The organism is Priestia sp. Y58 (assembly GCF_029522095.1).
Taxonomy (GTDB): domain Bacteria; phylum Bacillota; class Bacilli; order Bacillales; family Bacillaceae_H; genus Priestia; species Priestia megaterium_E.
This window is the reverse complement of record NZ_JAKWFL010000013.1, coordinates 52,595-76,126: the sequence shown is the minus strand read 5'-3', so window position 1 is coordinate 76,126 and position 23,532 is coordinate 52,595. Positions and strand designations below refer to the sequence as shown.

Sequence of the window (23,532 nt, the reverse complement as noted above, 5' to 3'; positions counted from 1 at the left end):
AGAGAAAGGCGGGGTTTGTTTGAAGAAAAAAGGTGCTTATAAATGGATAATGCTTGCCGTTCTTTTAGTTGTAATAGCCGGACTCATTATAGCAGGCGTATCCAAAAAAGAGGATACAAAAGATCAAGGAAAAGAAAAAGGGAATAAAAGTGAATCCACTTATCGCCCGGTGTATCACTTTAGCGCGCCTGATAAATGGAAAAATGATCCTCAAAAGCCTATTTATTTTGACGGGGAGTATCATTACTATTACTTATACAATCATGATTACCCTAAAGGGAACGGGACGGAATGGCGACATGCAACGTCTAAAGATTTGGTTCATTGGAAAGATGAAGGAGTAGCTATTCCAAAGTATACAAATAAAAATGGCGATATATGGTCCGGATCCGTTGTAGAGGATAAAGAGAACACAGCAGGCTTTGGTAAAGACGCAATTGTAGCCATTATGACCCAGCCTTCTGCCGATGGACAAAAGCAAGAACAGTATCTATGGTATAGTACCGATAGAGGAAAAACCTTTAAATCATATAGCAAAAATCCTATCATGCCTAATCCAGGCACCAAAGATTTTAGAGATCCCAAAGTCATATGGGATAATGAACATGACAAGTGGGTTCTCGTCATGTCAGAAGGTGAAAAAATCGGATTTTATGAATCTTCTAATCTAAAGGATTGGACGTATACGGGAGGATTTGTAACTAAAGATATTGGCATTACCGAATGTCCAGATCTTTTTCAAATGAAGGCAGATGATCGGACAGTTAAGTGGGTTCTCGGGACAAGTGCAAATGGAAAAGAAAGCGGAAAGCCAAACACCTATGCTTATTGGACAGGAAATTACGATGGAACAACATTTACTCCCGATATGGACGAGCCGCAATGGCTCGATCATGGTTTCGATTGGTACGGAGCAGTCACGTTTGAAGACGGTGAAAATAAAGGTTCCTTAGAAAAACGGTACGCTTTTGCATGGATGAACAACTGGGATTATCCAGATAAGACGCCAACGATGAAAGAAGGGTTTAACGGCTTCGATTCAGTAACCCGTGAAATTACGCTTTCAAAACAAGACGACGATCAGTACAGCCTGTTATCAAAGCCTGTCGAAGAATTAAATCAGCTAACTGATTCAACAAACTCTGTTGAACAAGTAGAAGTAAACGGAGAGAAAAAGTTAAAGATAAAAGGTGAAGCTTATCAGCTTGATACAGATATTTCATGGTCAGATGCAGAAAATGTAGGCTTACGACTTCGAGAGTCCGCAGATCAAAAGCGGCACATTGATGTGGGCATTTTTGCAAAAGATAACGTCTCATATGTGAACAGAAGCTATAGCAATCAGCCTGATCAAAGCAAAAAGTATGTGGAAAGCCGTGATTACTTTGATGCAGGCATGAAAAATGTTCATTTGAAGATATTGGTAGACAAAACAAGCATTGAAGTCTTTGTTGATGATGGAAAAACCGTGTATTCTAGCGAAGTGTTTCCGCGTCACAACCACCAAGGAATTACGCTTTTCTCTCAAGGAGGAACGTCTCTCTTTAAAAATATAGAAATCAAACATTTTCGCTCTCTTCAGTAATTTCCCTACTTTTAAAAAGAAGGAGTAGAATATCGCCTTATTGTGGTTTAGGACTAGGCAGAAAGGGTACATGTCTACTAACAGCAAATGAAAGGGTGTTTATTCAAATGGAAGAGAAAATGAGACAACTAATAGAGGGACTTAATACCGATTTAGCGGGTGAATATTCGGCGGTTATTCAGTACACTTACTATGCGTCTACAGTAACCGGCCTAGAATATCAAATTTTAAAACCTTTCTTTGAAGGAGAAATTCCTGACGAGCAAGGACACGCCCTTTATTTATCAGAAAAAATCAAAAACCTTGGCGGTGAGCCAACAACAAAGCCGGCTGAGGTGAAGCACGTTTCAAACGTGACGGAAATGCTTAAAGAAGCGAGCAAGGCTGAAAAAGAAACTATCCAGCGCTACGAAGAGCGTAAAAAGCAAGCAGAAGAGTTAGGTTTAACAGAGCTTGTTGTAAAGCTTGAAGATATGATTGCAGATGAAACAAATCATATGGAAGAAATGGAACGTTTATTAAAAGATCCCCGATTAAGTTGATCATACAAAATACGTAAAAGCATCCCGTACCAGGTATTACGGGATGCTTTTTTGCAATTTAAAAAGGAAATAAAACATCATGTAAGCATGTTTCTATCAATGAGAGGAAAGTCATATTTTTGAAATTATCTATCGCTTTGAAAAAATTTATAGTAAAATAATTATTTGGCTGCATATGGCAGCAACTATATGCGGGGCATCACATACATATAAAGGCTAAAAGGGTATCCGTATATTGAAACCGCTTTTATCTTCTATAAAAAAACCATGGTATGCCCGCAGTTGCAAGGAGAGAGAAAGATGAAGAAACGAATCATGACAGCGCTGCTGCTTGTCACTGTTTTAGCTGCAATGGAAGGAACCATTGTCAGTACGGCTGTTCCAAGAATTACAAGTGATTTGTCGGGCATTGAGCTAGTTAGCTGGGTGTATGCCATTTATATGCTGACAACTGCTGTATCTACACCTATATACGGAAAGTTAGCGGATCTATTCGGCCGCAAAAAAGTTATGCTTGTTGGAATCATTATTTTCTTAATCGGATCGATACTTTGCGGACTTAGCTTTTCGATGCAACAATTAATTGTCTATAGAGCTATCCAAGGGCTGGGCGCCGGGGTCGTTATGCCGCTTACAATGATTATTATTGGGGACTTGTATGAAGAAGCAAAAGAAAGAGCCAAAGCGCAAGGGTGGATTAGCGCAGTTTGGGGAGTTGCGGGAGTTCTCGGGCCGCTTCTTGGGGGATTCTTAGTGGATACGCTGTCTTGGCGCTATATTTTCTTTTTAAATATACCGTTTGGACTAATGGCTTTTTTTGTTCTTTTAGTAAACTATAAAGAAGAAGTGGTAAAAGAAAAACGCTATATCGATTATATTGGAGCGGTGACGTTTTCAGTGGGAACAATTGCGTTTTTATATGCGCTTTTAACCGGAAGTCAGCATCAAAACTGGGGAGATCCGACCATTATAGGGTTATTTGTTATAGCTGTTCTAACATTCATTGGCTTTATTTATATAGAAAAGAAATCTCCCGAACCTCTTATCCCGCTTGAACTGTTTTCCATTCGAAGTGTATCTGTTATAAACTTATTAACACTTCTTGTGGGATCAGTAGTTATTAGTATTACGGTCTACCTTCCAATTTGGAGTCAAGGAGTGCTGGGGAAAAGTGCAACCGCTGCAGGTTTTGTGTTAATGCCTATGCCAGTATGCTGGACGATTGGTTCACTGCTTTCAGGGAATTTAGTAGGGCGTCTTAAAACGCACTCCATCCTTACGCTGGGAACGGCAATTGTAAGTATGGCATGTTTTATGCTGTTTTTAGTTTCCACCCACTCACCCGTATTTTTAATTTATGTAGCCGTTGGGGTCCTTGGGTTAGGAATGGGTATTATTACGCCTATTTTTATGCTAGTTATTCAATCAGCGGTCCCGGCTAGCAAAAGAGGAGTAGCGGTGGCTCTCAATACGTTTACAAATACATTTAGTCAAACGCTAGGTTCTGCGGTGTTTGGTACACTCTTTAACTTAGTGACACTTTCACAAGCAAAGAAATTAGGGCAAGAAAATTTAAATGCTTCGTTTGAGACAGGTGGAGTACCAGCAGAAGAACTGTCAAAGCTGCATGAAATTCTTGCATCGGGTGTTCACATTATTTACAGTGGAACGTTTTTAGCTGCATTACTAAGCTTTGCTGTTTCATGCTTATTAGTAAAAAACGAAAATAAAAAAATAAAGACCATATCTATGCAAAAGTAACGGAAGAGGCTGTTACAAAAGTATTTTAGTTGAAGGACCATCCGAACGAGTTTGATTAAGAACCAAACTCGTTCGGATTTTTTTATGGGTATGGTGAATGTAGGTTTTACACATCTAGCTGCTTTTAGCTGTTGATTGGATTGATTTCGTTATATAGGAGTCTCTTCGTTAAAAGAATTATCAAAGAAAGAAAAGAAAAAAGATATTGTCTGATAACGTTCTCGTAAACTCATTCATAATAAGAAGGATTCTTATCAATGCAGAAATTTTTTTATTTTTTGTTTTTTTAGTATGGACATTTACCTAGTTGTTTATTATTATGAATTCTATAAGTATTGAATTTTAAGCGCTTTCAAAAGAAACATTTGTCTTCCTCAGGAATACACTTGATTTTTAACTCATATACTGTAAGTGCTTAGATGAATCTTTTAATGGGGAAAAGAGAAGTTTATAAGACGTGTTGAACAACAATGAGGGGGTATGGAAGATGACAAGCAGACGTTTAAAAGAATTCTTGAATAATAATTTAGAAGATTTAAAAGATAAAGGATTATACAATGTCATTAATCCGGTAGAGGGGCCAAATGGACCTGTGATTCAAATTGAGGGAAAGCAGTTAATTAATTTATCATCCAACAATTATTTGGGGCTTGCTACAGACGAGAGGCTTATTAATGCGTGCAACGAAGCCACTGAAAAATACGGAGTGGGGGCTGGAGCTGTCCGAACGATTAATGGAACTCTAGATATTCATATTAAGCTAGAGGAAAAGCTAGCCGAGTTTAAGCATACAGAAGCAGCTATAGCTTATCAGTCTGGCTTTAACTGTAATATGGCAGCCATCTCCGCGGTTATGGATAAACATGATGCGATTTTATCAGATGAGCTGAATCACGCTTCAATTATTGACGGATGCCGGCTATCAAAAGCAAAAATTATTCCTTTTAAGCATTCAGATATGGAAGATCTTCGTGCAAAAGCAGGCGAAGCACAAAAATCCGGTTTATATAATAAAATAATGGTAATTACCGATGGTGTATTCTCAATGGATGGAGACATTGCTAAGCTTCCGGAAATTGTAGAAATTGCAGAGGAATTTGACTTAATCACATACGTAGATGATGCTCACGGGTCGGGCGTATTAGGGAACGGCATGGGCACAGTCAAACATTTTGGTTTATCTGAAAAAGTAGACTTCCAGATTGGAACGTTGTCAAAAGCGATTGGAGCTGTAGGTGGGTACGTAGCCGGAAAAAAAGACTTAATCGACTGGTTAAAAGTAAGAAGCCGTCCGTTTTTGTTTTCGACTGCTATTACACCAGGCACGGCTGCTGCCTGTATGAAAGCAATTGAAATCCTAAGCACAAGTACAGAACTGCAGCAGCAAATGTGGGAAAACAGCCGGTATTTAAAGCAAGGATTAAAAGAACTAGGCTTTAACATTGGAGAAAGTGAAACACCTATCACTCCGTGCATCATAGGAGATGAAAACCAAACGCAGATTTTTAGTGAGAGATTAATAGAAGAAGGGGTATACGCTAAATCAATTGTTTTCCCAACCGTTCCAAGAGGGACAGGACGCGTTCGCAATATGCCGACGGCTGCTCATACGAAAGAAATGTTAGATGAAGCACTTCGTATCTACAAAAAGGTAGGCAAGGAAATGAAATTAATCTAAACGTTTAATCTAGGCAGTACACGAGGAGGATATTGACATGAAAAAAGTATTAATAACGGGTTCTTTAGGGCAAATCGGTTCTGAGTTAACGACGAAAATGAGAGAGATATATGGTTCAGAAAATATTATTGCCACCGATATTCGCAAAACGACGAGCGATGTCGTGACTTCAGGTCCATTCGAGATTTTAGATGTAACGGATCAGACTGCGTTATTTACGATCGCTAAAAAGCATAAAGTTGATACGATTATTCACTTGGCTGCGCTGTTATCAGCGACAGCCGAGCAAAAACCGCTTCTAGCTTGGAATCTAAATATGGGCGGATTAGTAAACGCGCTCGAAGCAGCACGTGAGCTTCAGTGTCAATTTTTCACTCCAAGTTCAATTGGTGCATTTGGTCCAACGACTCCAAAAGACTGGACGCCGCAGGATACAATTCAACGTCCTACCACGATGTATGGTGTTAATAAAGTAGCGGGTGAATTACTTTGCGATTACTACCACCATAAATTCGGAGTAGATACACGAGGGCTGCGTTTTCCAGGCTTAATTTCATACGTAACGCCTCCAGGTGGAGGGACAACGGACTACGCTGTTGAAATTTATTATGAAGCCGTTAAACATAAGCGCTATACGTCTTATATCGACAAAGGAACATATATGGATATGATGTATATGCCTGATGCACTAAACGCTGTTATCCAACTAATGGAAGCAGACGGTTCTAAGCTGAAGCACCGAAATTCATTTAACGTTTCTGCCATGAGTTTTGATCCAGAACAAATGGCGACTGAAATCAGAAAAACGATTCCGGAATTTGTTCTGAATTACCAAGTAGATCCTGTTCGACAAGCAATTGCTGAAAGCTGGCCTAACCATATAGATTCGAGCTGTGCGATAGAAGAGTGGGGATTTAAAACAGAATACAACCTAGAAAAAATGACGAGAGAGATGCTGGGAAAGTTAAAAGTTGAATCACAGCTTGTCTTAACGTAAGTAGAGAAAAATGATTTCTTCTTTAAAATTAAAGTAAGCGCTTACTGAAAGATAGGTTACTTGTTTATGCAAGTTCTACTTCGTAACAGTGGTGGACAGTACACATAGATCTCCTAACCCTTTAAGTGAGCGCTCGTTCGTTGAATAATCAGCACCCTTTTAGGTACCGTCTGTTAAAATAATAAGGGGATAGAAGGGAGGGAATGACAGTTGAGCAATAAATTTCAACAAGTTAATGATTTTTCAATGGGAAGATTAACATCTTTACTCGTTCTTTTACATAATACGGAACTAGCTGAAGGTATTGAAAAGGAAATCAATGAGAGAGGATACAGCTACACAGTAGGAAAAGTGGGAGCGATGGAGCTGTCTAAAGTCGTGGCGGCAATTGAAACGAGCGCCAAGACAAATAAAATTATTAATGCCCAGTCGTACCGGGAAGTTCACGCTCTTTATCATGCTATACTTGAAGCCATTCAAGGAGTTAGTCGAGGAACGCTGCAGCTGGGTGATATTTTACGGACGGTCGGACTCACATTTTCAATCGTACGAGGAAAAATTGAGTTTTCAGGATCAAGCGACGAATGGATTAGCGTTTGTGTGTATGGAACGATAGGTGCGCCTAAAAAAGGTTTTGAACATGATACATTAGGCTTTGGTTTTAACCATATTTAAAAAATAATGAACGAAATAGTATGAATGTAAAAAGTGAGAGATGTACATAGCTGCTTTAAAGAAGATATTTTTCTTATTGAAAGGTTCTGTGCGGCGTGTTAACATAATGATTAATATAATAACTGCCTTTAAGACGGTCCAGAGAGGCCGAAAAGGACGGATCACTTATCTACTGCTTCTATGCCTATCTGTGCCCTTTTGCCCTCTGCGACAAAAGGGCTTTTATATGTTACTTACCTCTTTTAAACGAAGTCCAGAGAGGCTTCAAAAGAGAATGGAGATATGTTATTTATCCATTCCTTCAAAAAAGAAAGAGCGTTGATACAGAAAGAATACACTGGAGGGTGGAACAACATGAATTATCGTAACAAGACAGTTGTAGCATCAGTAGCAGGTTTGACGTTAGAAGGGATGGACATTATGTTTATCTCGTTTGCTATGTCAATGATTATTGCTGAATTTCACATTGATTTAGCAACAGGTGGACTTATTTCTTCTATTACGAATATAGGAATGCTGATAGGTGGAGTCATCTTCGGAATTTTAGCAGATAAATTTGGAAGAGTGCGGGTTTTTACCTACACGGTTCTTCTATTTGCAGTCGGAACGGCATTGACAGGTTTTGCAGCAAATGTTGAACAAGTGTATGCCTCGCGATTTATTGCCGGAATTGGGGCTGGAGGAGAGTACGGGATCGGTATGGCTCTTGTAGCAGAAGCGTGGCCGAAACATAAGCAAGGACGAGCTTCATCTTATGTTAGTATTGGCGCACAATTTGGAGTGATCCTTGCGGCGCTTTTAAGTTCTCTGATCCTGCCGATTTTCGGATGGAGAGCGCTGTTTTTTGTCGGAATTATCCCCGTCATTTTTGCTTTTATCGTACGAAAAAATTTAAACGAATCTCCTGAGTGGCTACAAGCTCAAAAAGAGAAAACAGCGGTTGTTAAAAATAATGGTAAGCTTCGTCAATTATTCGCTACGCCTAGGACGGCGATGACGACTATTTCGCTGGCAGTGATGGCTACAGTTCAAATTGCAGGCTATAACGGACTCATGATATGGCTTCCGTCTATGCTTCAGCAATCACAAGGCCTCTCTGTTTCAAGTTCAGCTCTTTGGACAATCAGTACAGCCGTTGGAATGATTATAGGCATGCTAACATTTGGTCAATTTATGGATCGTTTTGGTTCGAAACGTACTTTTGGAATCTTTCTTCTCGCTTCAGCTTGTGCGGTATTTTTATACTCGTATGCTGAAGGAAGTGCAGGGCTGCTTATAGGAGGAGCTGTAGTCGGATTTTTCTCAAACGGAATGTTCGCGGGATACGGAGCATTGATCAGCAGCCACTATTCAGTAGAAGTGCGCAGCACTGCAACGAACACTATTTTTAACTTTGGGCGAGCGTTGGGAGGGTTGTCACCCATTCTTGTCGGCTATCTTTTGCAAAGCTATGATATGACAGTAGCGATGACGTACTTGGCGGGGCTGTACTGTATTTCGTTTATTTTTATGGTAAGTCTTAAAAGAACGGGAGAAAAGAAAGTGAAACAAATGAACGCTCAATCTGTTCTTTAAAATAAAAGACAGATTCTATGCTTTTCTGGAAAAACCGCGCTTACTCAAAAGGGCGGTTTTTTTGAGTGTGTAAAAAATAAGTTTAGGTGTTATATGGTTGTTTCTTTCGGGGATGCTTTATTAACAATGACACATTATCTATAAAAATATTTATGGATAAGCAGATATTTTCTAATTTGTATTATAGTAATTCCTCTTTTACAATATAGTGTGTAAGGCGGAAACAGAAAATACTATCTTTATTTACAGGAGGACGTTACTATGTCTAAACATATATTAATGGTCGTAACAACGGCTGACAAAATGAAAGAAAATCATCCAACAGGCCTTTGGCTTTCAGAATTTGGTGAAGCGTACGTAGAGTTCGAAAAAGCTGGATTTACGATTACGGTAGCAAGTCCTCTAGGAGGAAAAGCGCCGGTGGATGCTCGCAGCCTTGAAGGGGAGACTTCTCAAGAAATCTTAAATACAGCTAAGCATCTAGAGAATACCCTAAAACTTGATACCATTACAGACAGTGCTAAATTCGATGCTGTTTTCTTACCAGGCGGTCACGGCACAATGTTTGATCTGCCAGATAATCAAACGCTCCATGCTTTAATTCGTGAACTATACGAAGGAGACAAAGTAGTAGCCGCTGTATGCCACGGACCCGCAGGTTTAGTAGGTGTTACATTATCAGATGAAAAGCCGTTGGTCGAAGGAAAAGATGTCGCTACGTTTACAGATGATGAAGAACGTGAAACAACATTGGACCGCTTCATGCCGTTTCTTTTGGAAACACGTCTGCGTGAACTTGGGGCAAATGTAGTAACTGCTCCAAACTGGACAGATAATGTACAAGCAGATGGCAACCTAATAACAGGTCAAAATCCTCAGTCAACAATCAGTGTAGCAAAAGCAGTCGTGAAACAATTATTGAAATAAGATGTAAAAAAGCCTGTAGGCTATAAGCCTACAGGCTTTTTTATCAACAGCATCAAGAAAGACTGCTGTAGATAACATGGATGTTTTGCTGTCTTGGACTAGAGAAATCAATCATCATACAAAAAATATGATGGTCAGTGTAATAAATACAAAAAGAGGGAAGCTTTTTATGGGAAATATTTTTTAAAGAAATGAGGAAAAACGATGTCAGAAATTATTATTAACGCCATTTTGAAAGCCAAGCCAGGAAAAGAAGAAGAGCTTCGATCAGAGTTAGTAAAAGTTATTGAACCATCAAGAGGAGAAAAAGGATGTATTCAATACACTCTCCACCAGGATACAGAAAAAGCAGGCACATTTGTTTTTTATGAGAAATGGGAAAGCAAAAAAGATATTGAGGCTCACATTGAAACACCTCACTATCAACAATACAGACAGCAAACAGAACCGTTAATTGAAAGCAGAGTGGTACATCGTTTACAAGAAGTACGTTAATACAAAAGAGGGGAAAACAAAAGTGTTTTAGTTAAAGGAAGGTCCGAACGAGTTTGATTCTTGATGAAGAATCAAACTCGTTCGGATTTTTTTGATGTAGGTTTCATTTAGTGAGACCATGCAGGAGCGTAAGCGATGAGGGGGCTCATCGACACCCTTGGAAAGCGAAGGCTTGCACGAAAATCAACAGCGGTATAACAAATAATCCACTACCTTATCCCATTTGTTCATCTTTAAATTGGCTTGATTTCGTTAGGACTCAATCTCTGTTTGTTATAAAAAACTAAAAAGCTGCAGAGGAAAAAAATTCAGCTGCCAAAAGCCGATTGGAAAAGGGATAAGGCAGTGAAAGAAACAAAAAATAATAGAAGCGGCGTTTGAGAAGCAGACAGGCGGGTAGATAAAAACTAGATGACATAGTTCAACAATTAACAAACTAAAAGTAACAAACTAAAAGGAGAGATCAAATCAATGCGTACAAACTTAAAACACTTTATTAACGGAGAATGGGTTGAATCAACAGGAAACGAAACGTCAGATGTGATCAATCCTGCTACTGAAAAATCAATTGGTAAAATTAGCTTAGGTACAAAAGAAGATCTAGATAAAGCCGTGGCAGCAGCTAAAGCAGCTCTTCCCACATTTTCAAAAACAACAAAAGAAGAGCGAATCAAAATGCTTCGCAATATTGCAAAAGGATATGAAAAGCGTAAACAGGAACTTATCGAAGTTATGACTGAAGAGCTTGGCGCTCCTTTAAAGATTTCAGAAGAAGTTCACTATGAAATGGGACTTAGCCACTTTAAAGAAGCAGCTAATGCACTTGAAGATTACACATTTGAAAAAGATCATGGAAGCTACAAGGTCGTGAAAGAGTCTATTGGAGTAAGCGGACTTATTACGCCATGGAACTTCCCAACAAATCAGACGTCTACTAAAATTGCAGGAGCTATCGCAGCAGGAAGCCCAATGGTATTAAAACCATCAGAACTTACACCGTATGCAGCGATGATATTAGCAGAGATCATTGATGAAGCTGGCGTACCAAAAGGTGCCTTTAACCTTGTAAACGGAACGGGAAGCACAATCGGTGACGGTATTAGTTCTCACCCGGACATTGATTTTGTATCATTCACAGGATCAGGTGCTGTAGGCGAGAAAATTATGCAAAACGCGGCTAAAACAATCAAAAAAGTAGCGCTTGAGCTAGGCGGGAAATCACCGCTAGTTGTATTAGAGGATGCGGATGTAGAAGAAGCGGCTAAAATAGCAGTTTCACACATTGCAATGAATACAGGACAAGTATGTACGGCAGCAACGCGCATTATCATTCCTGCCTCTATGAAAGAAAAATTTGAAGAAGCAGTGAAGAAGGTTCTGCCATCATTCCCAGTTGGTGATCCATTAAATAAAGACAACGTAACTGGACCGCTCGTAGCGGAAAAACAGTGGGATCGCGTACAGGATTATATTAAAAAAGGAATGGACGAAGGTGCAAAGCTTCTTACTGGCGGAACGGGCAAACCAGACGGCTTAGAAACAGGATACTTTGTTAAACCGACAGTCTTTACTGATGTTTCAAATGATATGGTGATTGCACAAGAAGAAATCTTTGGGCCTGTAACCACTATTATTACGTATGATGATCTAGAGCAAGCTCTTGAAATTGCAAATGATACAATTTATGGACTTGCAGGCTACGCGGTCGGAAAAGACCAAGAAACACTTGACTATGTTGCTAAAAATATTAGAGCTGGTCAAATCATCGTCAACGATGCTGAGCAAGACAGAGCTGCACCATTCGGCGGATTCAAACAATCTGGTATTGGACGCGAGTGGGGAGCATTTGGTATTGAAGAATATCTAGAGCCAAAAGCGATCATGGGCGTTAAAGTTCCGGCAAAAGTATAATTAATGTAAAAAAAGAAGGGAGTTTTTCTCCTTTCTTTTTTTAGGATAAAGGATTAAAAGCTCTAAGAACGCAGTGTGTTCTTAGAGCTTTTTCAGATTTGTTTATCTGGAAGTGAGAAAACAGTTATGTTTATTACTCTTATTAAAAATTTTGCTGAATAGCTTGCTGTGCTTCGCGTAAATGTCTTAAGTGTTCTTCCATTCGTTTTAATTCTTTATCACCAGACGCCGCTTCTTTTTGTTCATTAATTTGCTGCTGAACCATATTCAACTGCATTTGAGCTTTTTGAAAATTGGCTGCATCCAAATTCATCTGCCCTTGATAAACAGCCTGTTCAGCTAATTGTAATGCTTCTTTAATATGAGTGTATGAATTCATGCTTCTCACCCTTCTGTATAGTATTTACAGTTAACATGCGCTGGTTTTTCGTAGCTATACAAAAGGATTTAGAAATAAAATAAAAATTACGTAGTACAAGCTAAGCAGGCTGCATAGATTTATCATAGTTCAATTTATAAAATCTCAGAAGTGATAGAGGGTGGATGTATGTGGGGGCTTTTTTCAGCTATGTATTATTAGGGCTATCATTAGCTGCGCCAATCGGTCCAATCAACGCAGCTCAGCTTGATAAAGGAATTAAAAGCGGTTTTTTGCATGCTTGGTTCTTAGGGATAGGAGCAACATCGGTTGACGCTCTTTATATGCTTGTAGTTTATTTTGGGTCCGTTCATTTTTTAAGCAGCGATTTTATGAAAACGTTTCTTTTTTCGTTTGGGTGCTTTGTATTAATTTATACAGGTGTTGAGGGGCTAATGGGTGCAGGGAGGATTACACAGCATAGAAAAACAAACGATGATTCTGTATTAAAGTGTTTTTTGTCAGGTTTTTTGCTGTCATTAACGAATCCGCTTACAATTCTCTTTTGGCTTGGGATTTATGGCTCTGTTTTAGCAAAAACAGCTAATACATATGAAACCCAACAGCTTATCTTATATAGCTGCGCTATTTTTACGGGAATTCTGGCCTGGGATATTGCGATGGCAGCTTTAGCAAGCACGTTTCGACGATACTTAGCAGCGACGTTTTTAACTGCCGTGTCCGTTGTATCGGGGTTATCTTTAATAGGGTTTGGCCTATATTTCGGCTGGCAAGCCGCACAGCAATTAGGCTAAAAGAAGCGCTGAATCTAAAGTGTTTTCAGTACGTTGAAAAATAATAGAAAAGGTGCTTCTTTTTACGCATAAATTTTTCAAACTATCACACACTACATCGAAGTGTGAGGAGTGATAGAGTGAAAAAGAAAATAGGCTGCGGAAGTCAAGTTGAAGGGAATTTAAAATGGTGGCATCTGTCTTTAATCGGAGTAGGATGCATAATCGGCACAGGCTATTTTTTAGGATCAAGTATTGCAATAAAAGCAGCTGGCCCCGCTGTATTAATTGCCTTTTTATTAGCAGCAGTATGTACATTTATTGTATTTGACGCTCTTGCTAAAATGAGTGCTCAAGATCCTCAAAAAGGTTCGTTTCGCTCCTATGCTAAAAAAGCTTATGGAAGATGGGCGGGATTTAGCAGCGGATGGGTGTACTGGAGTTCGGAGATGCTGATCATGGGGAGTCAACTCACGGCTTTATCTCTTTTTACACGTTTTTGGTTTGACGATATTCCACTGTGGGTCTTTGCCTCTATTTATGCTGTTTTAGGCATTGCTGTTGTATTAATCGGAACAAAAGGCTTTGAACGGATGGAAAATGTATTTGCTGTCACAAAAGTGGCTGCTATTTTAATGTTCATTGTATTAGCTAGTCTAGCTTTATTTGGATTTCTTGACGAAGGCGCCAAACAAGGAGTGCCTCGAACGATAAACGAATTATTTCCCCGCGGTTTTTTGGGTTTATGGGGTGCTTTGCTTTATGCCTTTTATGCTTTTGGAGGCATCGAAGTTATGGGGATTATGACGGTTCGTTTAGAAAAAAAAGAAGACGCACCGAAAGCGGGAAGAAGTATGCTTATTCTCCTTGGAATTATTTATATCGCTTCATTGAGCTTAGCTATTTTAATTGTGCCATTTCATGATTTTCATGGAAATCAAAGTCCATTTATAACAGCTTTAGAAACATACCATCTTCCATTTTTTCCTCATGTTTTTAATGGAGCAATGATTATCGCTGGTTTTTCAACGATGTCAGCGTCTTTTTTTTCCGTAACGACAATGATTGTCACTCTTTCAGAAGATGGGGATGCTCCGGCATTATTTTCAAAACAAAAAAAGAAAAAGCGGCAATTTCCTTTCCCGGCTTTACTTTTAACAACAGCGGGATTAGTTATTTCTATTGTTTTGTCCTTGCTATTGCCCGGGGAAATTTATGAGTACATTACAACAGCAGCGGGACTGATGCTGATTTATAACTGGTTCTTTATTTTAATTTCTTTTCATCGTTTAATGGAACAAACCGTGTGGGATAAAATAAAACAAGCTATTGGTATCTTGTTAATCTTACTAGCAGTAAGCGGCACGCTGTTAGAATCAGCAAGCAGACCGGGCTTTTTTGCAAGTTTAGGCTTTTTAATTGTTATAAGTCTTGTTATTTTGAAACTGCGCCATAAGTGGAAAGAAGAAGAAGCGGCTAGCTAACATATATTTAATCTTTATGAGGGACACTATGCACGTTATACTATTACAAAGATAAAAGGTGGTTTTAAATATGCCAAAAAACAAGCAGACTCCTTCTTCACAAGTAGATCAAAAACAAGTAGTAGATGACAAAGCAAAAGCGCTACGAGAAAATAATTATGAAGATGGCCATATTCGCAAGATAACTCAAAGCGGGGCAGACGGTCAATAACAAAAAAAGACGCGTTCGCGTCTTTTTTTTGTTGAAGCGTATCCTTACCAACGATGAGCTTTTGCATTACTTCGCAGGATGATGTTCGTTTGAGACATCTCTGTATGTCCATTTACTTGGGACTTTGAACGCTTCGGTCTCGTCCAGTTGTGGCGGAATAGTTCTGAATGCTGATCTACATGATTTTTATCATTCATCATAATCACCTCAAGGATAGGATACTTTCACAAGATATTTGCGGTGAAATATCTCTCTTATAGAATGGGGTAAAAAAGAAGAAATACACCTAACACTTTTAACCATACATATAAAGGGAGGGCCTATTCATAAACTACAGAAGGCAACTTCTAACTTTAGGTTAAGCTTCGGATTTATAAGGAAAAAACTGCCTTAGTGGGGACTAAGGCAGTTTTTTCTGGAGGAATTAAACTTCAATAATGATGGGAAGAATCATAGGTCTTCTTTTCGTTTGGTTATATAAGAACTGTCCAAGGGTGGTCTTAATTTCTTTTTTCATAATGTTCCATTGGTGAACGTGCGCTTTTTGTAATTGGTTTACGATTTTAGTCACTTGTCGATTAACGTCTTTTAATAGCTGCTCTGAGTCTCTTGTATAAACAAAACCTCGCGAAATTGTATCTGGACCAGACACAATTTTTCCTTCCGTTTTATTTAAAGTAATCACAATAACCAGCATGCCATCTTCTGAAAGTTGTTTACGGTCACGTAAAATCGCGTTTCCAACATCCCCAATGCCAAAACCGTCTACATATACATTGCCTGCAGGAATTTTTCTTGTTTGAAAAGCTGCTCCCCCCTTGATGTCAACAATATCACCGTTATTTATAATAAAAATGTTCTCTTTTTCCACCCCGACGGATTCTGCTAATAAACTGTGGTGATGAAGCATTCGAAACTCACCGTGAATCGGGATAAAATACTTCGGCTTCATCAATGTAGCCATTAATTTTAGTTCTTCTTGATAGCCGTGTCCTGATACGTGCATACCCGTTGCGCTTCCTGAACCATAAATCACGTGAGCCCCGAGCGTGAAAAGACTGTCGACAATACGAGAGATGTTACGTTCATTGCCAGGAATAGGCCCGGCTGATAAAATGACCGTGTCTTCAGGAAGAATCTCTACTTGTCGGTGATTTCCGCTGGCTAATCTAGATAAAGCGGCCATCGGCTCGCCTTGGCTTCCAGTGCAAAGGATAGCCACTTGTTCAGGGGCAAGTGAATGTACTTCATGAGGCTCAATCAGCATCCCTTCAGGAATGGTTAAATACCCTTTCTCTAACGCAACTGATACAACGTTAACCATGCTCCTTCCTAGCAGCGCAAGTTTTCTGTTCGTTTTAATCCCTGCGTCTACAATTTGCTGTACGCGGTTAACATTCGAGGCGAAAGTAGAAATAATCACTTTTCTCTTTGCTTTACGAAAAGCTTCTTCTACATGTTTGCCAACTAGCTTTTCTGAAGGCGTAAATCCAGGGCGTTCAGCATTTGTACTTTCGGATATTAAAGCCAGTACACCTTCACTGCCGATTTTCGCCATTTTATGAAGATCTGGATATTGGTCGTTAACAGGAGTTAAATCAAACTTAAAATCCCCGGTATGCACAACAGCTCCTTCAGGCGTATGAAAGACAATGCCAAGACAATCTGGAATGCTGTGATTCGTTTTAAAAAAAGAAAGTGGAATATTGCCTAATGTAATTTCTGACTCTTCGTCGATTTCAATAAGCTCCGTCTCTGCAGATAATTGATGTTCCTGGAGTTTAATGTCAATTAATCCAAGGGTAAGGCTTGTTGCATAAATTGGAAGGTTCAACTGTTTTAAAAGATAAGGAATACCTCCAATATGATCTTCATGACCATGCGTAACAACCAGTGCTCGAACTTTTTCTCGATTCTCTTGCAAGTATGTAATATCAGGTATAATCAAATCAATTCCTAATAAACTTTCGTCAGGGAATTTAGAGCCGCAGTCGATTACAATGATGTCATCATCATATTGAACGGCATACATATTTTTTCCTATTTCATTAATGCCACCTAAAGCAAAAATGGATAGTGTGTTTCTATTTGTACTCACACTTATTTCCTCCTATATTTTCAAAATGAATATGCAGAATTTCTACTCTTAGTATGAACATTTATTTCTGGTGCATTCTGTTAAATATGGAGATTTTATTTTTATTCAATATGAGGATGCAAGTAAAAAGAAAAGAAGGTCATTTTCCTAATACTACCTCTTATTTTCTTTTTATAACTCCATAAAATATAGACGTTACACATGGAGGTGGATGGAATGAGTAAACAAAATAAAAGCACAAACCAAGGAGTCAGCAGCAGTGCAGCTGCTGTCGATAATGTGAATAAAAGTATTTTATCAAACGATATTCATACAGATGAGCTTCAAAAAGCAAAAGTAAGCCGTCATAACAAATAAAAGAATGACAACCAAAAGAGCAGCTTTGAGCTGCTCTGGATAAAATAGAGATAGGGAAGTGAAAAAACGTGTCAGAAAATAAAAATTCTCAATATAAAGAAGAAAATAAGTCAACTCCTAGTCGTCCTCTTGAATATAAAGAACGCACAAACGAATCACAGAGTACACGTCAAATGCTGCGCAGCATTCTCGAATATTCAAGTCGATATCGTTAACAAATTTTACATATAATCATGGGCATATTTAAAAGGGCCCGTCTCGACAAATATAAGGTATAAAGAACCTTTTTTGAAAAAATATATATTATTTACAATAAATTTAAAAAAATCATAAATGAACCTGCTATAATCCTCTTGAAAAGACAAGCTTGGCAAAAATTTGAGAGGAGCATTTTATATGCGAAAAAAATATAATCGCGTAGGTTATGCCGTTTTAACAATGTGTACAGCTTTATCTATTTCACTGCCTTTTACTACTCATTCAGCATCAGCAGAAAGCGCTGCTGACCCTGCACCAGAAATTAAAGCCTCTGTCGTAAATGAAAATAACGGTAAGAAAATCTTGTTTGATAATACCCATGGTCAAACTGCGGGTACAGCAGACTGGGTTATTGACGGAGGTTTTTCTGATTTTGGAAAAGGACTAGCTGGCAGCGGGTTTGATGTGAAAGAGTTGCGAAAATCTACGCCGATTACATACAGTGATCTTAGCGGCTATAGCGTGTTTGTTGTGCCAGAAGCGAATATTCCGTACAAATCTTCTGAACAAGCCGCCCTTTTGCAATATGTTCAAAACGGGGGAAGCGTCTTTTTTATTGCTGATCATTACAATGCAGACCGAAACAAAAACCGGTGGGACTCTTCAGAAGTTTTTAACGGATACCGTCGCGGAGCATGGACAAACCCCGCAAAAGGTATGACAACGGAAGAAGCAAACTCCGATGCAATGCAAAACGTAACAAGCTCTGACTGGTTAGCGAGTAACTTTGGTGTTCGCTTTCGCTATAATGCCATTGGTGATGTGACAACCAATGATATTGTAGCTCCTTCTCAAGCATTCGGTATTACGCTAGGTGTTTCCAGCGTTGCTATGCATGCAGGTTCTACGGTTGCTATTACGGACCCAAGCAAAGCAAAAGGAATTGTGTATCTTCCTAAGACAACGACAAAATGGTCAAATGCTGTAGATCAAGGAGTGTATAATGGAGGAGGAAGAGCGGAGGGGCCTTTTGCTGCTGTTTCAAAAGTAGGGACAGGTAAAGCTGCTTTTATAGGAGATTCTTCACCGGTTGAAGATGCTACACCAAAATATAGACGAGAAGACACAGGATCTTCTAAAACCACATATGACGGATTTAAGGAACAAGACGATTCTACACTGCTTGTAAATATGGTCAATTGGCTAGCGAAGCAAGAAAGCTATACCTCTTTGAATCAAGTATCAGGACTTGAATTGGATCAGGCTACAGCATTACTTTCGTCGGAAACGCCAAGTCAGTCCACTGAGCCTCAGCCAGAGCCATGGTCAGCACCTACAGCAGGCTATAAATGGTACGATACGTCAACTTTTGCATCAGGTTCATATGGTTATAAAGGTGGAACCACACAGCCTCCAACTGCTAGTGCTTATGGATTTGAACATCAAGCCATTTTACCAACAAGCGGCGTATTCAAAATACGTATAAAGGTAAGCGGGCTTTCAGCTAATACTACGTACAGCACGTTTAATCTAGGTGCATATAACGGATCAGGAACTCAAATTGCTAAAGTCCAAAACGCCGATGGAAGCTGGCCGTCATCGTATGGATACAGCAGTAATTTTTCCATCACAACGGACACAGCTGGAAATGGAGAAAAGGTTGTAAATGTCCAACTAAATCCAAGCGCATCGGGGAGTGCTAACCTTCGCTTACGCCAAAGCAGTACGAACGCATATACAGAAGCTGTAACGGTAGGGAACGTAGCGGTTGAACCACTGCCTTAAACGAGGTGAAAGCAAGCCATTGTGCTTGCTTTTTTATTGTTTTATTCTCCGTCTTTAAGCTTTGAAAGAGCTTAAGAGAAGGCTTTATTCATGAAGAAGAAATATGATATGTTATAAGAAAGAATGAAGTAAAAGGAGTCACTCAATATGTCTAAATATAGAGATTTAGAAACGCGCTATCTAATGGATAAGATTAAAGAATACAAAAACTTAATTTGGAGAGTAGGGCCAGGAAGTGAAAGAACTATAGAAGCTGTTCAAGAGATTCAAGGAATGGAAAAAGAGTTAAAAGCACGCAATGCAGAATTTGAAGCTACGGATTGGAAAACTTTCACTCAGGAAATAAAAGAAAACTACGACTTTACTTATTAAATAAGACACATTCATAATAATGTGATTGAAATAAATGTCTCCAAGTAGAAGGCTTTCTGCTTTCTACTTGGAAACGATATAAGTAGTATGAAGACGATTAAGAAAAATAATCCAGTATCAGTGAAGCAAGTAATCCAAGTGCAGCAATCAATCCTGTAATAGAACCTCCTTCTTCATAGGCCTCTGGCATCATTGTAGAACCTACCATAGCAATAATACCGCCGCCGGCAAAAGCAGCAATAGCAGCCATAAGTGTCTCAGATGCATGGTCTAAAAAAACAAATCCTGTCCATGAACTAAAAGCTGAAATAAACAAAACAGCTGCCCATAGTAAAAAAATTTTCTTTTTAGAGAAGCCGCTTTTCAATAGACCGGTCGTACTGGACAATCCTTCAGGAATATTACTTATAAAAATAGCGATAACAAGAAGCCAGCTAACGGTTGCATTTTCAAGTAAGCTAGCCCCAATCATAATGGACTCTGGGATTGCATCCATTACGGTTCCTATAAATATAGCAATTCCAGAACTACTCGCAGCCATTTGTTTGGTAGACCTCTTTCTTTTATTCGCTCCTTGACGTGAAATTAGATAGTCTAAAAAAGTAAAAACAATAGCACCTGCAAGGAACCCAAACGAAGTAGCTTTTAAACCACCGTTATGAACCGAGTCTCCAAGCAGCTCATAGGTAGATGCTCCGATTAATACACCTGTCCCAAAAGCCATAATATAACCAATTATCTTTTTGCCGATAGGCAAAAAAACTGCTGCCAAAGCACCAAGAAGGGCAGCTGATCCTGAAATTCCGCCCCACATCGCAGCTTGCCACATGAAAAATTCCTCCTCATCTCTATTTTCTATGGATACTTTCCCTAAGAAGAGAAAGAAAAAACGTAAAAGGAGAAGAAAGAAATTTGTTCAATTAAGCAGTGGTTTCATTTCGTTAGCCTTAAGAAATAGAGTGTTCCGGCACCCTGCGCCTATATATATTTTAAATATTCATAAAATTTAAATTATACTGAAATAAAAAACTATTTTGCTGAGATGATTGATTTAACAAAGGTAAATGGTTTGCTTGAGTGTTTTTCTGAAAAAAACAATTGTATTTCTGAGGAAAATTTATTATTATAAAATAAGTAATTATACAGTCGGATAGCTAAAAATAGAAAAAATAGTTTAGTTGTAAAGGTACTAGGTAAAAATGGAAGGTTTTAAAAACGATAGCTGTTCCATCAGACACAAAAAGTATCTTTCCTAACAGAGCTATAACAAGTTTAGGAGGAGGAAATGGAATGGCAGACAAAGAGCTAAAAAGAGGTTTAGAATCTCGTCACATTCAAATGATCGCGCTAGGCGGAACAATTGGCGTTGGGTTGTTTATGGGATCAGCAAGCACCATTCAATGGACAGGTCCATCGGTATTGCTTGCTTACGCAATTTGCGGAATGTTTATTTTCTTTATTATGCGTGCTATGGGCGAAATGCTGTACATGGAACCAAGCACAGGTTCATTCGCTACATTTGGCCACAAATATATTCATCCATTAGCAGGTTATATGGCTGCGTGGAGCAACTGGTTTCAATTTGTAATCGTAGGGATGTCCGAAATTATAGCGGTAGGAGCATATATGCATTATTGGTTCCCTCATTTACCAGCTTGGGTGCCTGGTATTATCGCCATGTTGATTTTAGGCACAGCGAACTTAATTTCAGTAAAATCATTTGGAGAGTTTGAATTTTGGTTTGCGATGATTAAGATTGTAACAATTATTTTAATGATTATCGCAGGACTTGGGTTAATTTTCTTTGGATTTGGAAATGGCGGAGACGCAATCGGGTTATCAAACCTTTGGGCACACCGCGGCTTCTTTGCAGGCGGATGGTCAGGCTTTTTCTTTGCTCTATCTCTTGTTATTGCAGCTTATCAAGGAGTCGAGCTAATTGGGATTACAGCTGGTGAAGCAAAAGATCCTAAAAAAACGTTAACAAGCGCGATTCAAAGTATCATTTGGCGTATTTTAATTTTTTATATTGGAGCTATTTTTGTCATCGTGACGGTCTATCCTTGGAATGAGCTAGATTCTTTAGGAAGTCCATTTGTATCTACATTTGCTAAAGTTGGTGTTACGGCAGCTGCAGGTATCATTAACTTTGTAGTCATTACGGCAGCGATGTCAGGCTGTAATAGCGGAATCTTTAGTGCAGGACGCATGCTTTATACGCTCGGTGTAAACGGTCAAGCACCTAAATTCTTTACAAAAATTTCTCGCAACGGTGTTCCAATTTACAGTACACTCGCTGTTATGATTGGATTAGTAATTGGTGTTATTTTAAACTACATCGCTCCACCTAATGTATTTGTTTATGTATACAGTGCTAGCGTGCTTCCTGGAATGATTCCTTGGTTCATTATTCTTATCAGCCAAATTCGTTTCCGTAAAGCTAAAGGTGCTGAAATGGATAGTCATCCTTTCAAAATGCCCTTTGCGCCTGTAACGAACTATGTAACCATTGCTTTTCTACTAATGGTGCTTGTAGGCATGTGGTTTAATGATGAAACGCGTATTTCACTTATTGTAGGAATTATTTTCCTCGCTCTCGTTGTCATTAGTTTTTACGCATTCGGAATAAATAAACGTATGATACCTGAGACAGAGAACGGTCAAATAAAGAAATAAATATGCTTTTTCATAATCGAAAAGCAAAACAAAAAAACGGCTGAGAAAAGTCGTTTTTTTGTTTTGTTTAAATGAAAGATACAATAAAAATGTCATTGTACGCTGATAGTTTGGATAAACTATATTCGTTCATATAACGTAAAGGGAGCGAATGTTATGAGAAGCCACAGATATATTATTAAAGATTCACTAAAAGCTGATGAAGTTGCCCGAGATTTGGAACTGCAGCTCGATATAAACCGAATGTCGGATGTCAGAATTCTTTCGGTAAATGCACAAAACGAAATACTCGTTCAAATGGAGGAGGAGAACGAAGAAGCAGGAGATGTTATTGATGTATTTATGAAAGAGTATAAAACCGCAGAAATTATTGAATAGCACGTAATTGAGAAGAATATTGAGAGGTTTCGTTGAATAAATAAAAAGAAAACACCTTTAATTTTTATTAAAAAAGGAACGCACGAAGAAAACTTCTTGTTTATCAAGAAGTTTCTTTTGTATCTGAACATTCGTTTGTATAGGTAAGGAGAGGTGATGAAGGTGAAAAGAAATGGTGAGGGTCACGTCTTTTTTATTATTCTCGGAGGCCTGTTTATTTTAATAGGCACACTCTTTGCAAATACTTCCGTTTATTTTCTCGTCTCCGGATGGATAGCAGCTGTCTGTTGTTTAGGAATCAGCGCTGTACTAAAGAAAGGAAAAACAAAATCAGTCAGTAAAGAGGAGGAAGAATAATAATTTTTATATAAAGATGGAAAGTAAATATATGAAAAGGAAGAATGGATATCCATTCTTCCTTAAGTCATGGTGTGTATGAAATTGTCTTAGAAACGTCCGCCGCCAAGTTGTTGCTCAGCTAATTGTACAAGACGTTTTGTGATTTCGCCGCCTACTGATCCGTTTGCACGTGCAGTAGTGTCAGCTCCTAAATTTACTCCGAACTCGCTAGCGATTTCATATTTCATTTGATCGATTGCTTGTTCAGCTCCGTATACTAATAATTCATTATTATTGCTGCTTTTATTGTTTGCCATTGTATTCAACTCCTTTCTG

25 protein-coding genes are annotated in these 23,532 nt (G+C 38.8%); 20 read left to right on the top strand and 5 right to left on the bottom strand.

The annotated features are described in order from the left end of the window. Positions 1-19: 19 nt before the first annotated feature. The 10 genes from MMB68_RS25490 (at position 20) to MMB68_RS25445 (ending at position 12,146) form a co-directional block, all read left to right on the top strand. Complete coding sequence (locus tag MMB68_RS25490) at positions 20-1,585, top strand: glycoside hydrolase family 32 protein (RefSeq protein ID WP_481861951.1); 1,566 nt, start codon at positions 20-22, stop codon at positions 1,583-1,585. A 107-nt stretch (positions 1,586-1,692) separates the two neighbouring features. Beyond that, positions 1,693-2,127 (top strand): ferritin-like domain-containing protein, encoded by a 435-nt coding sequence (locus tag MMB68_RS25485; RefSeq protein WP_013056263.1) that lies wholly within the window; start codon positions 1,693-1,695, stop codon positions 2,125-2,127. A 300-nt stretch (positions 2,128-2,427) separates the two neighbouring features. Continuing rightward, positions 2,428-3,888, top strand: coding sequence for an MDR family MFS transporter (locus MMB68_RS25480; RefSeq protein ID WP_277549537.1), 1,461 nt, complete (start codon positions 2,428-2,430; stop codon positions 3,886-3,888). A gap of 487 nt (positions 3,889-4,375) precedes the next feature. Beyond that, positions 4,376-5,566: a glycine C-acetyltransferase gene (locus MMB68_RS25475; protein WP_013056265.1), complete on the top strand. Its 1,191-nt coding sequence runs from the start codon at positions 4,376-4,378 to the stop codon at positions 5,564-5,566. Between the two features lie 37 nt (positions 5,567-5,603). Next, on the top strand, positions 5,604-6,563 hold the full coding sequence (locus tag MMB68_RS25470; protein ID WP_269871046.1) for an L-threonine 3-dehydrogenase: 960 nt from the start codon (positions 5,604-5,606) through the stop codon (positions 6,561-6,563). Positions 6,564-6,773: 210 nt separating this feature from the next. Next, complete coding sequence (hutP, locus tag MMB68_RS25465) at positions 6,774-7,238, top strand: hut operon transcriptional regulator HutP (RefSeq protein WP_013056267.1); 465 nt, start codon at positions 6,774-6,776, stop codon at positions 7,236-7,238. A 354-nt stretch (positions 7,239-7,592) separates the two neighbouring features. Beyond that, a complete protein-coding gene (locus tag MMB68_RS25460; RefSeq protein WP_013056268.1) occupies positions 7,593-8,813 on the top strand; it encodes an MFS transporter in 1,221 nt (406 codons plus the stop codon). A gap of 261 nt (positions 8,814-9,074) precedes the next feature. Continuing rightward, on the top strand, positions 9,075-9,740 hold the full coding sequence (locus MMB68_RS25455) for a type 1 glutamine amidotransferase domain-containing protein (protein WP_269871045.1): 666 nt from the start codon (positions 9,075-9,077) through the stop codon (positions 9,738-9,740). Between the two features lie 204 nt (positions 9,741-9,944). Next, positions 9,945-10,235, top strand: coding sequence for a putative quinol monooxygenase (locus MMB68_RS25450; RefSeq protein ID WP_013056270.1), 291 nt, complete (start codon positions 9,945-9,947; stop codon positions 10,233-10,235). A gap of 471 nt (positions 10,236-10,706) precedes the next feature. Beyond that, positions 10,707-12,146: an aldehyde dehydrogenase family protein gene (locus MMB68_RS25445; protein ID WP_050689120.1), complete on the top strand. Its 1,440-nt coding sequence runs from the start codon at positions 10,707-10,709 to the stop codon at positions 12,144-12,146. A gap of 142 nt (positions 12,147-12,288) precedes the next feature. Here MMB68_RS25445 and MMB68_RS25440 read toward each other — a convergent pair whose 3' ends face one another. After that, entirely contained in the window at positions 12,289-12,525 is a 237-nt protein-coding gene (locus MMB68_RS25440; protein ID WP_034266658.1) for a hypothetical protein, read from the bottom strand. Positions 12,526-12,695: 170 nt separating this feature from the next. Between MMB68_RS25440 and MMB68_RS25435 the strand changes: the two genes are divergently transcribed. From MMB68_RS25435 to MMB68_RS25425, 3 genes are all read left to right on the top strand, one after another. Then, positions 12,696-13,319, top strand: coding sequence for a LysE family transporter (locus tag MMB68_RS25435; RefSeq protein WP_269871042.1), 624 nt, complete (start codon positions 12,696-12,698; stop codon positions 13,317-13,319). 119 nt (positions 13,320-13,438) lie between these two features. Beyond that, entirely contained in the window at positions 13,439-14,782 is a 1,344-nt protein-coding gene (locus MMB68_RS25430) for an amino acid permease (protein WP_269871041.1), read from the top strand. A gap of 70 nt (positions 14,783-14,852) precedes the next feature. Continuing rightward, complete coding sequence (locus MMB68_RS25425; RefSeq protein ID WP_013082476.1) at positions 14,853-14,993, top strand: hypothetical protein; 141 nt, start codon at positions 14,853-14,855, stop codon at positions 14,991-14,993. Positions 14,994-15,037: 44 nt separating this feature from the next. Here MMB68_RS25425 and MMB68_RS25420 read toward each other — a convergent pair whose 3' ends face one another. Both MMB68_RS25420 and MMB68_RS25415 read right to left on the bottom strand, forming a co-directional pair. Then, positions 15,038-15,190, bottom strand: coding sequence for a YpzG family protein (locus MMB68_RS25420; protein ID WP_014460817.1), 153 nt, complete (start codon positions 15,188-15,190; stop codon positions 15,038-15,040). A gap of 227 nt (positions 15,191-15,417) precedes the next feature. Next, a complete protein-coding gene (locus MMB68_RS25415; RefSeq protein ID WP_277549536.1) occupies positions 15,418-17,091 on the bottom strand; it encodes a ribonuclease J in 1,674 nt (557 codons plus the stop codon). Between the two features lie 216 nt (positions 17,092-17,307). Between MMB68_RS25415 and MMB68_RS25410 the strand changes: the two genes are divergently transcribed. The 4 genes from MMB68_RS25410 (at position 17,308) to MMB68_RS25395 (ending at position 19,803) form a co-directional block, all read left to right on the top strand. Next, positions 17,308-17,448 carry a hypothetical protein gene (locus MMB68_RS25410; RefSeq protein WP_013056280.1) on the top strand — a complete coding sequence of 47 codons (141 nt, stop codon included), beginning with the start codon at positions 17,308-17,310 and terminating at the stop codon, positions 17,446-17,448. A gap of 68 nt (positions 17,449-17,516) precedes the next feature. Then, positions 17,517-17,663, top strand: coding sequence for a hypothetical protein (locus tag MMB68_RS25405; protein ID WP_195780663.1), 147 nt, complete (start codon positions 17,517-17,519; stop codon positions 17,661-17,663). A gap of 181 nt (positions 17,664-17,844) precedes the next feature. Then, positions 17,845-19,431, top strand: a complete 1,587-nt coding sequence (locus MMB68_RS25400) for a type 1 glutamine amidotransferase family protein (RefSeq protein WP_277549535.1) — start codon at positions 17,845-17,847, stop codon at positions 19,429-19,431. 147 nt (positions 19,432-19,578) lie between these two features. After that, a complete protein-coding gene (locus tag MMB68_RS25395) occupies positions 19,579-19,803 on the top strand; it encodes a transcriptional regulator (RefSeq protein ID WP_221786011.1) in 225 nt (74 codons plus the stop codon). 97 nt (positions 19,804-19,900) lie between these two features. On the opposite strand, the gene MMB68_RS25390 is transcribed toward MMB68_RS25395, so the two are convergent. Beyond that, on the bottom strand, positions 19,901-20,632 hold the full coding sequence (locus tag MMB68_RS25390) for a ZIP family metal transporter (RefSeq protein WP_277549534.1): 732 nt from the start codon (positions 20,630-20,632) through the stop codon (positions 19,901-19,903). Between the two features lie 461 nt (positions 20,633-21,093). Between MMB68_RS25390 and MMB68_RS25385 the strand changes: the two genes are divergently transcribed. The 3 genes from MMB68_RS25385 (at position 21,094) to MMB68_RS25375 (ending at position 23,214) form a co-directional block, all read left to right on the top strand. Continuing rightward, the gene (locus MMB68_RS25385; RefSeq protein ID WP_269871038.1) at positions 21,094-22,479 is read left to right on the top strand and encodes an amino acid permease; all 1,386 of its coding nucleotides are present in this window, start codon (positions 21,094-21,096) and stop codon (positions 22,477-22,479) included. Positions 22,480-22,635: 156 nt separating this feature from the next. Then, on the top strand, positions 22,636-22,857 hold the full coding sequence (locus tag MMB68_RS25380) for a hypothetical protein (RefSeq protein WP_013056286.1): 222 nt from the start codon (positions 22,636-22,638) through the stop codon (positions 22,855-22,857). A 156-nt stretch (positions 22,858-23,013) separates the two neighbouring features. Beyond that, positions 23,014-23,214 carry a hypothetical protein gene (locus MMB68_RS25375; protein WP_221786008.1) on the top strand — a complete coding sequence of 67 codons (201 nt, stop codon included), beginning with the start codon at positions 23,014-23,016 and terminating at the stop codon, positions 23,212-23,214. An 89-nt stretch (positions 23,215-23,303) separates the two neighbouring features. Here MMB68_RS25375 and MMB68_RS25370 read toward each other — a convergent pair whose 3' ends face one another. Continuing rightward, entirely contained in the window at positions 23,304-23,513 is a 210-nt protein-coding gene (locus MMB68_RS25370) for an alpha/beta-type small acid-soluble spore protein (protein ID WP_013058452.1), read from the bottom strand. Between the last annotated feature and the right edge of the window lie 19 nt (positions 23,514-23,532).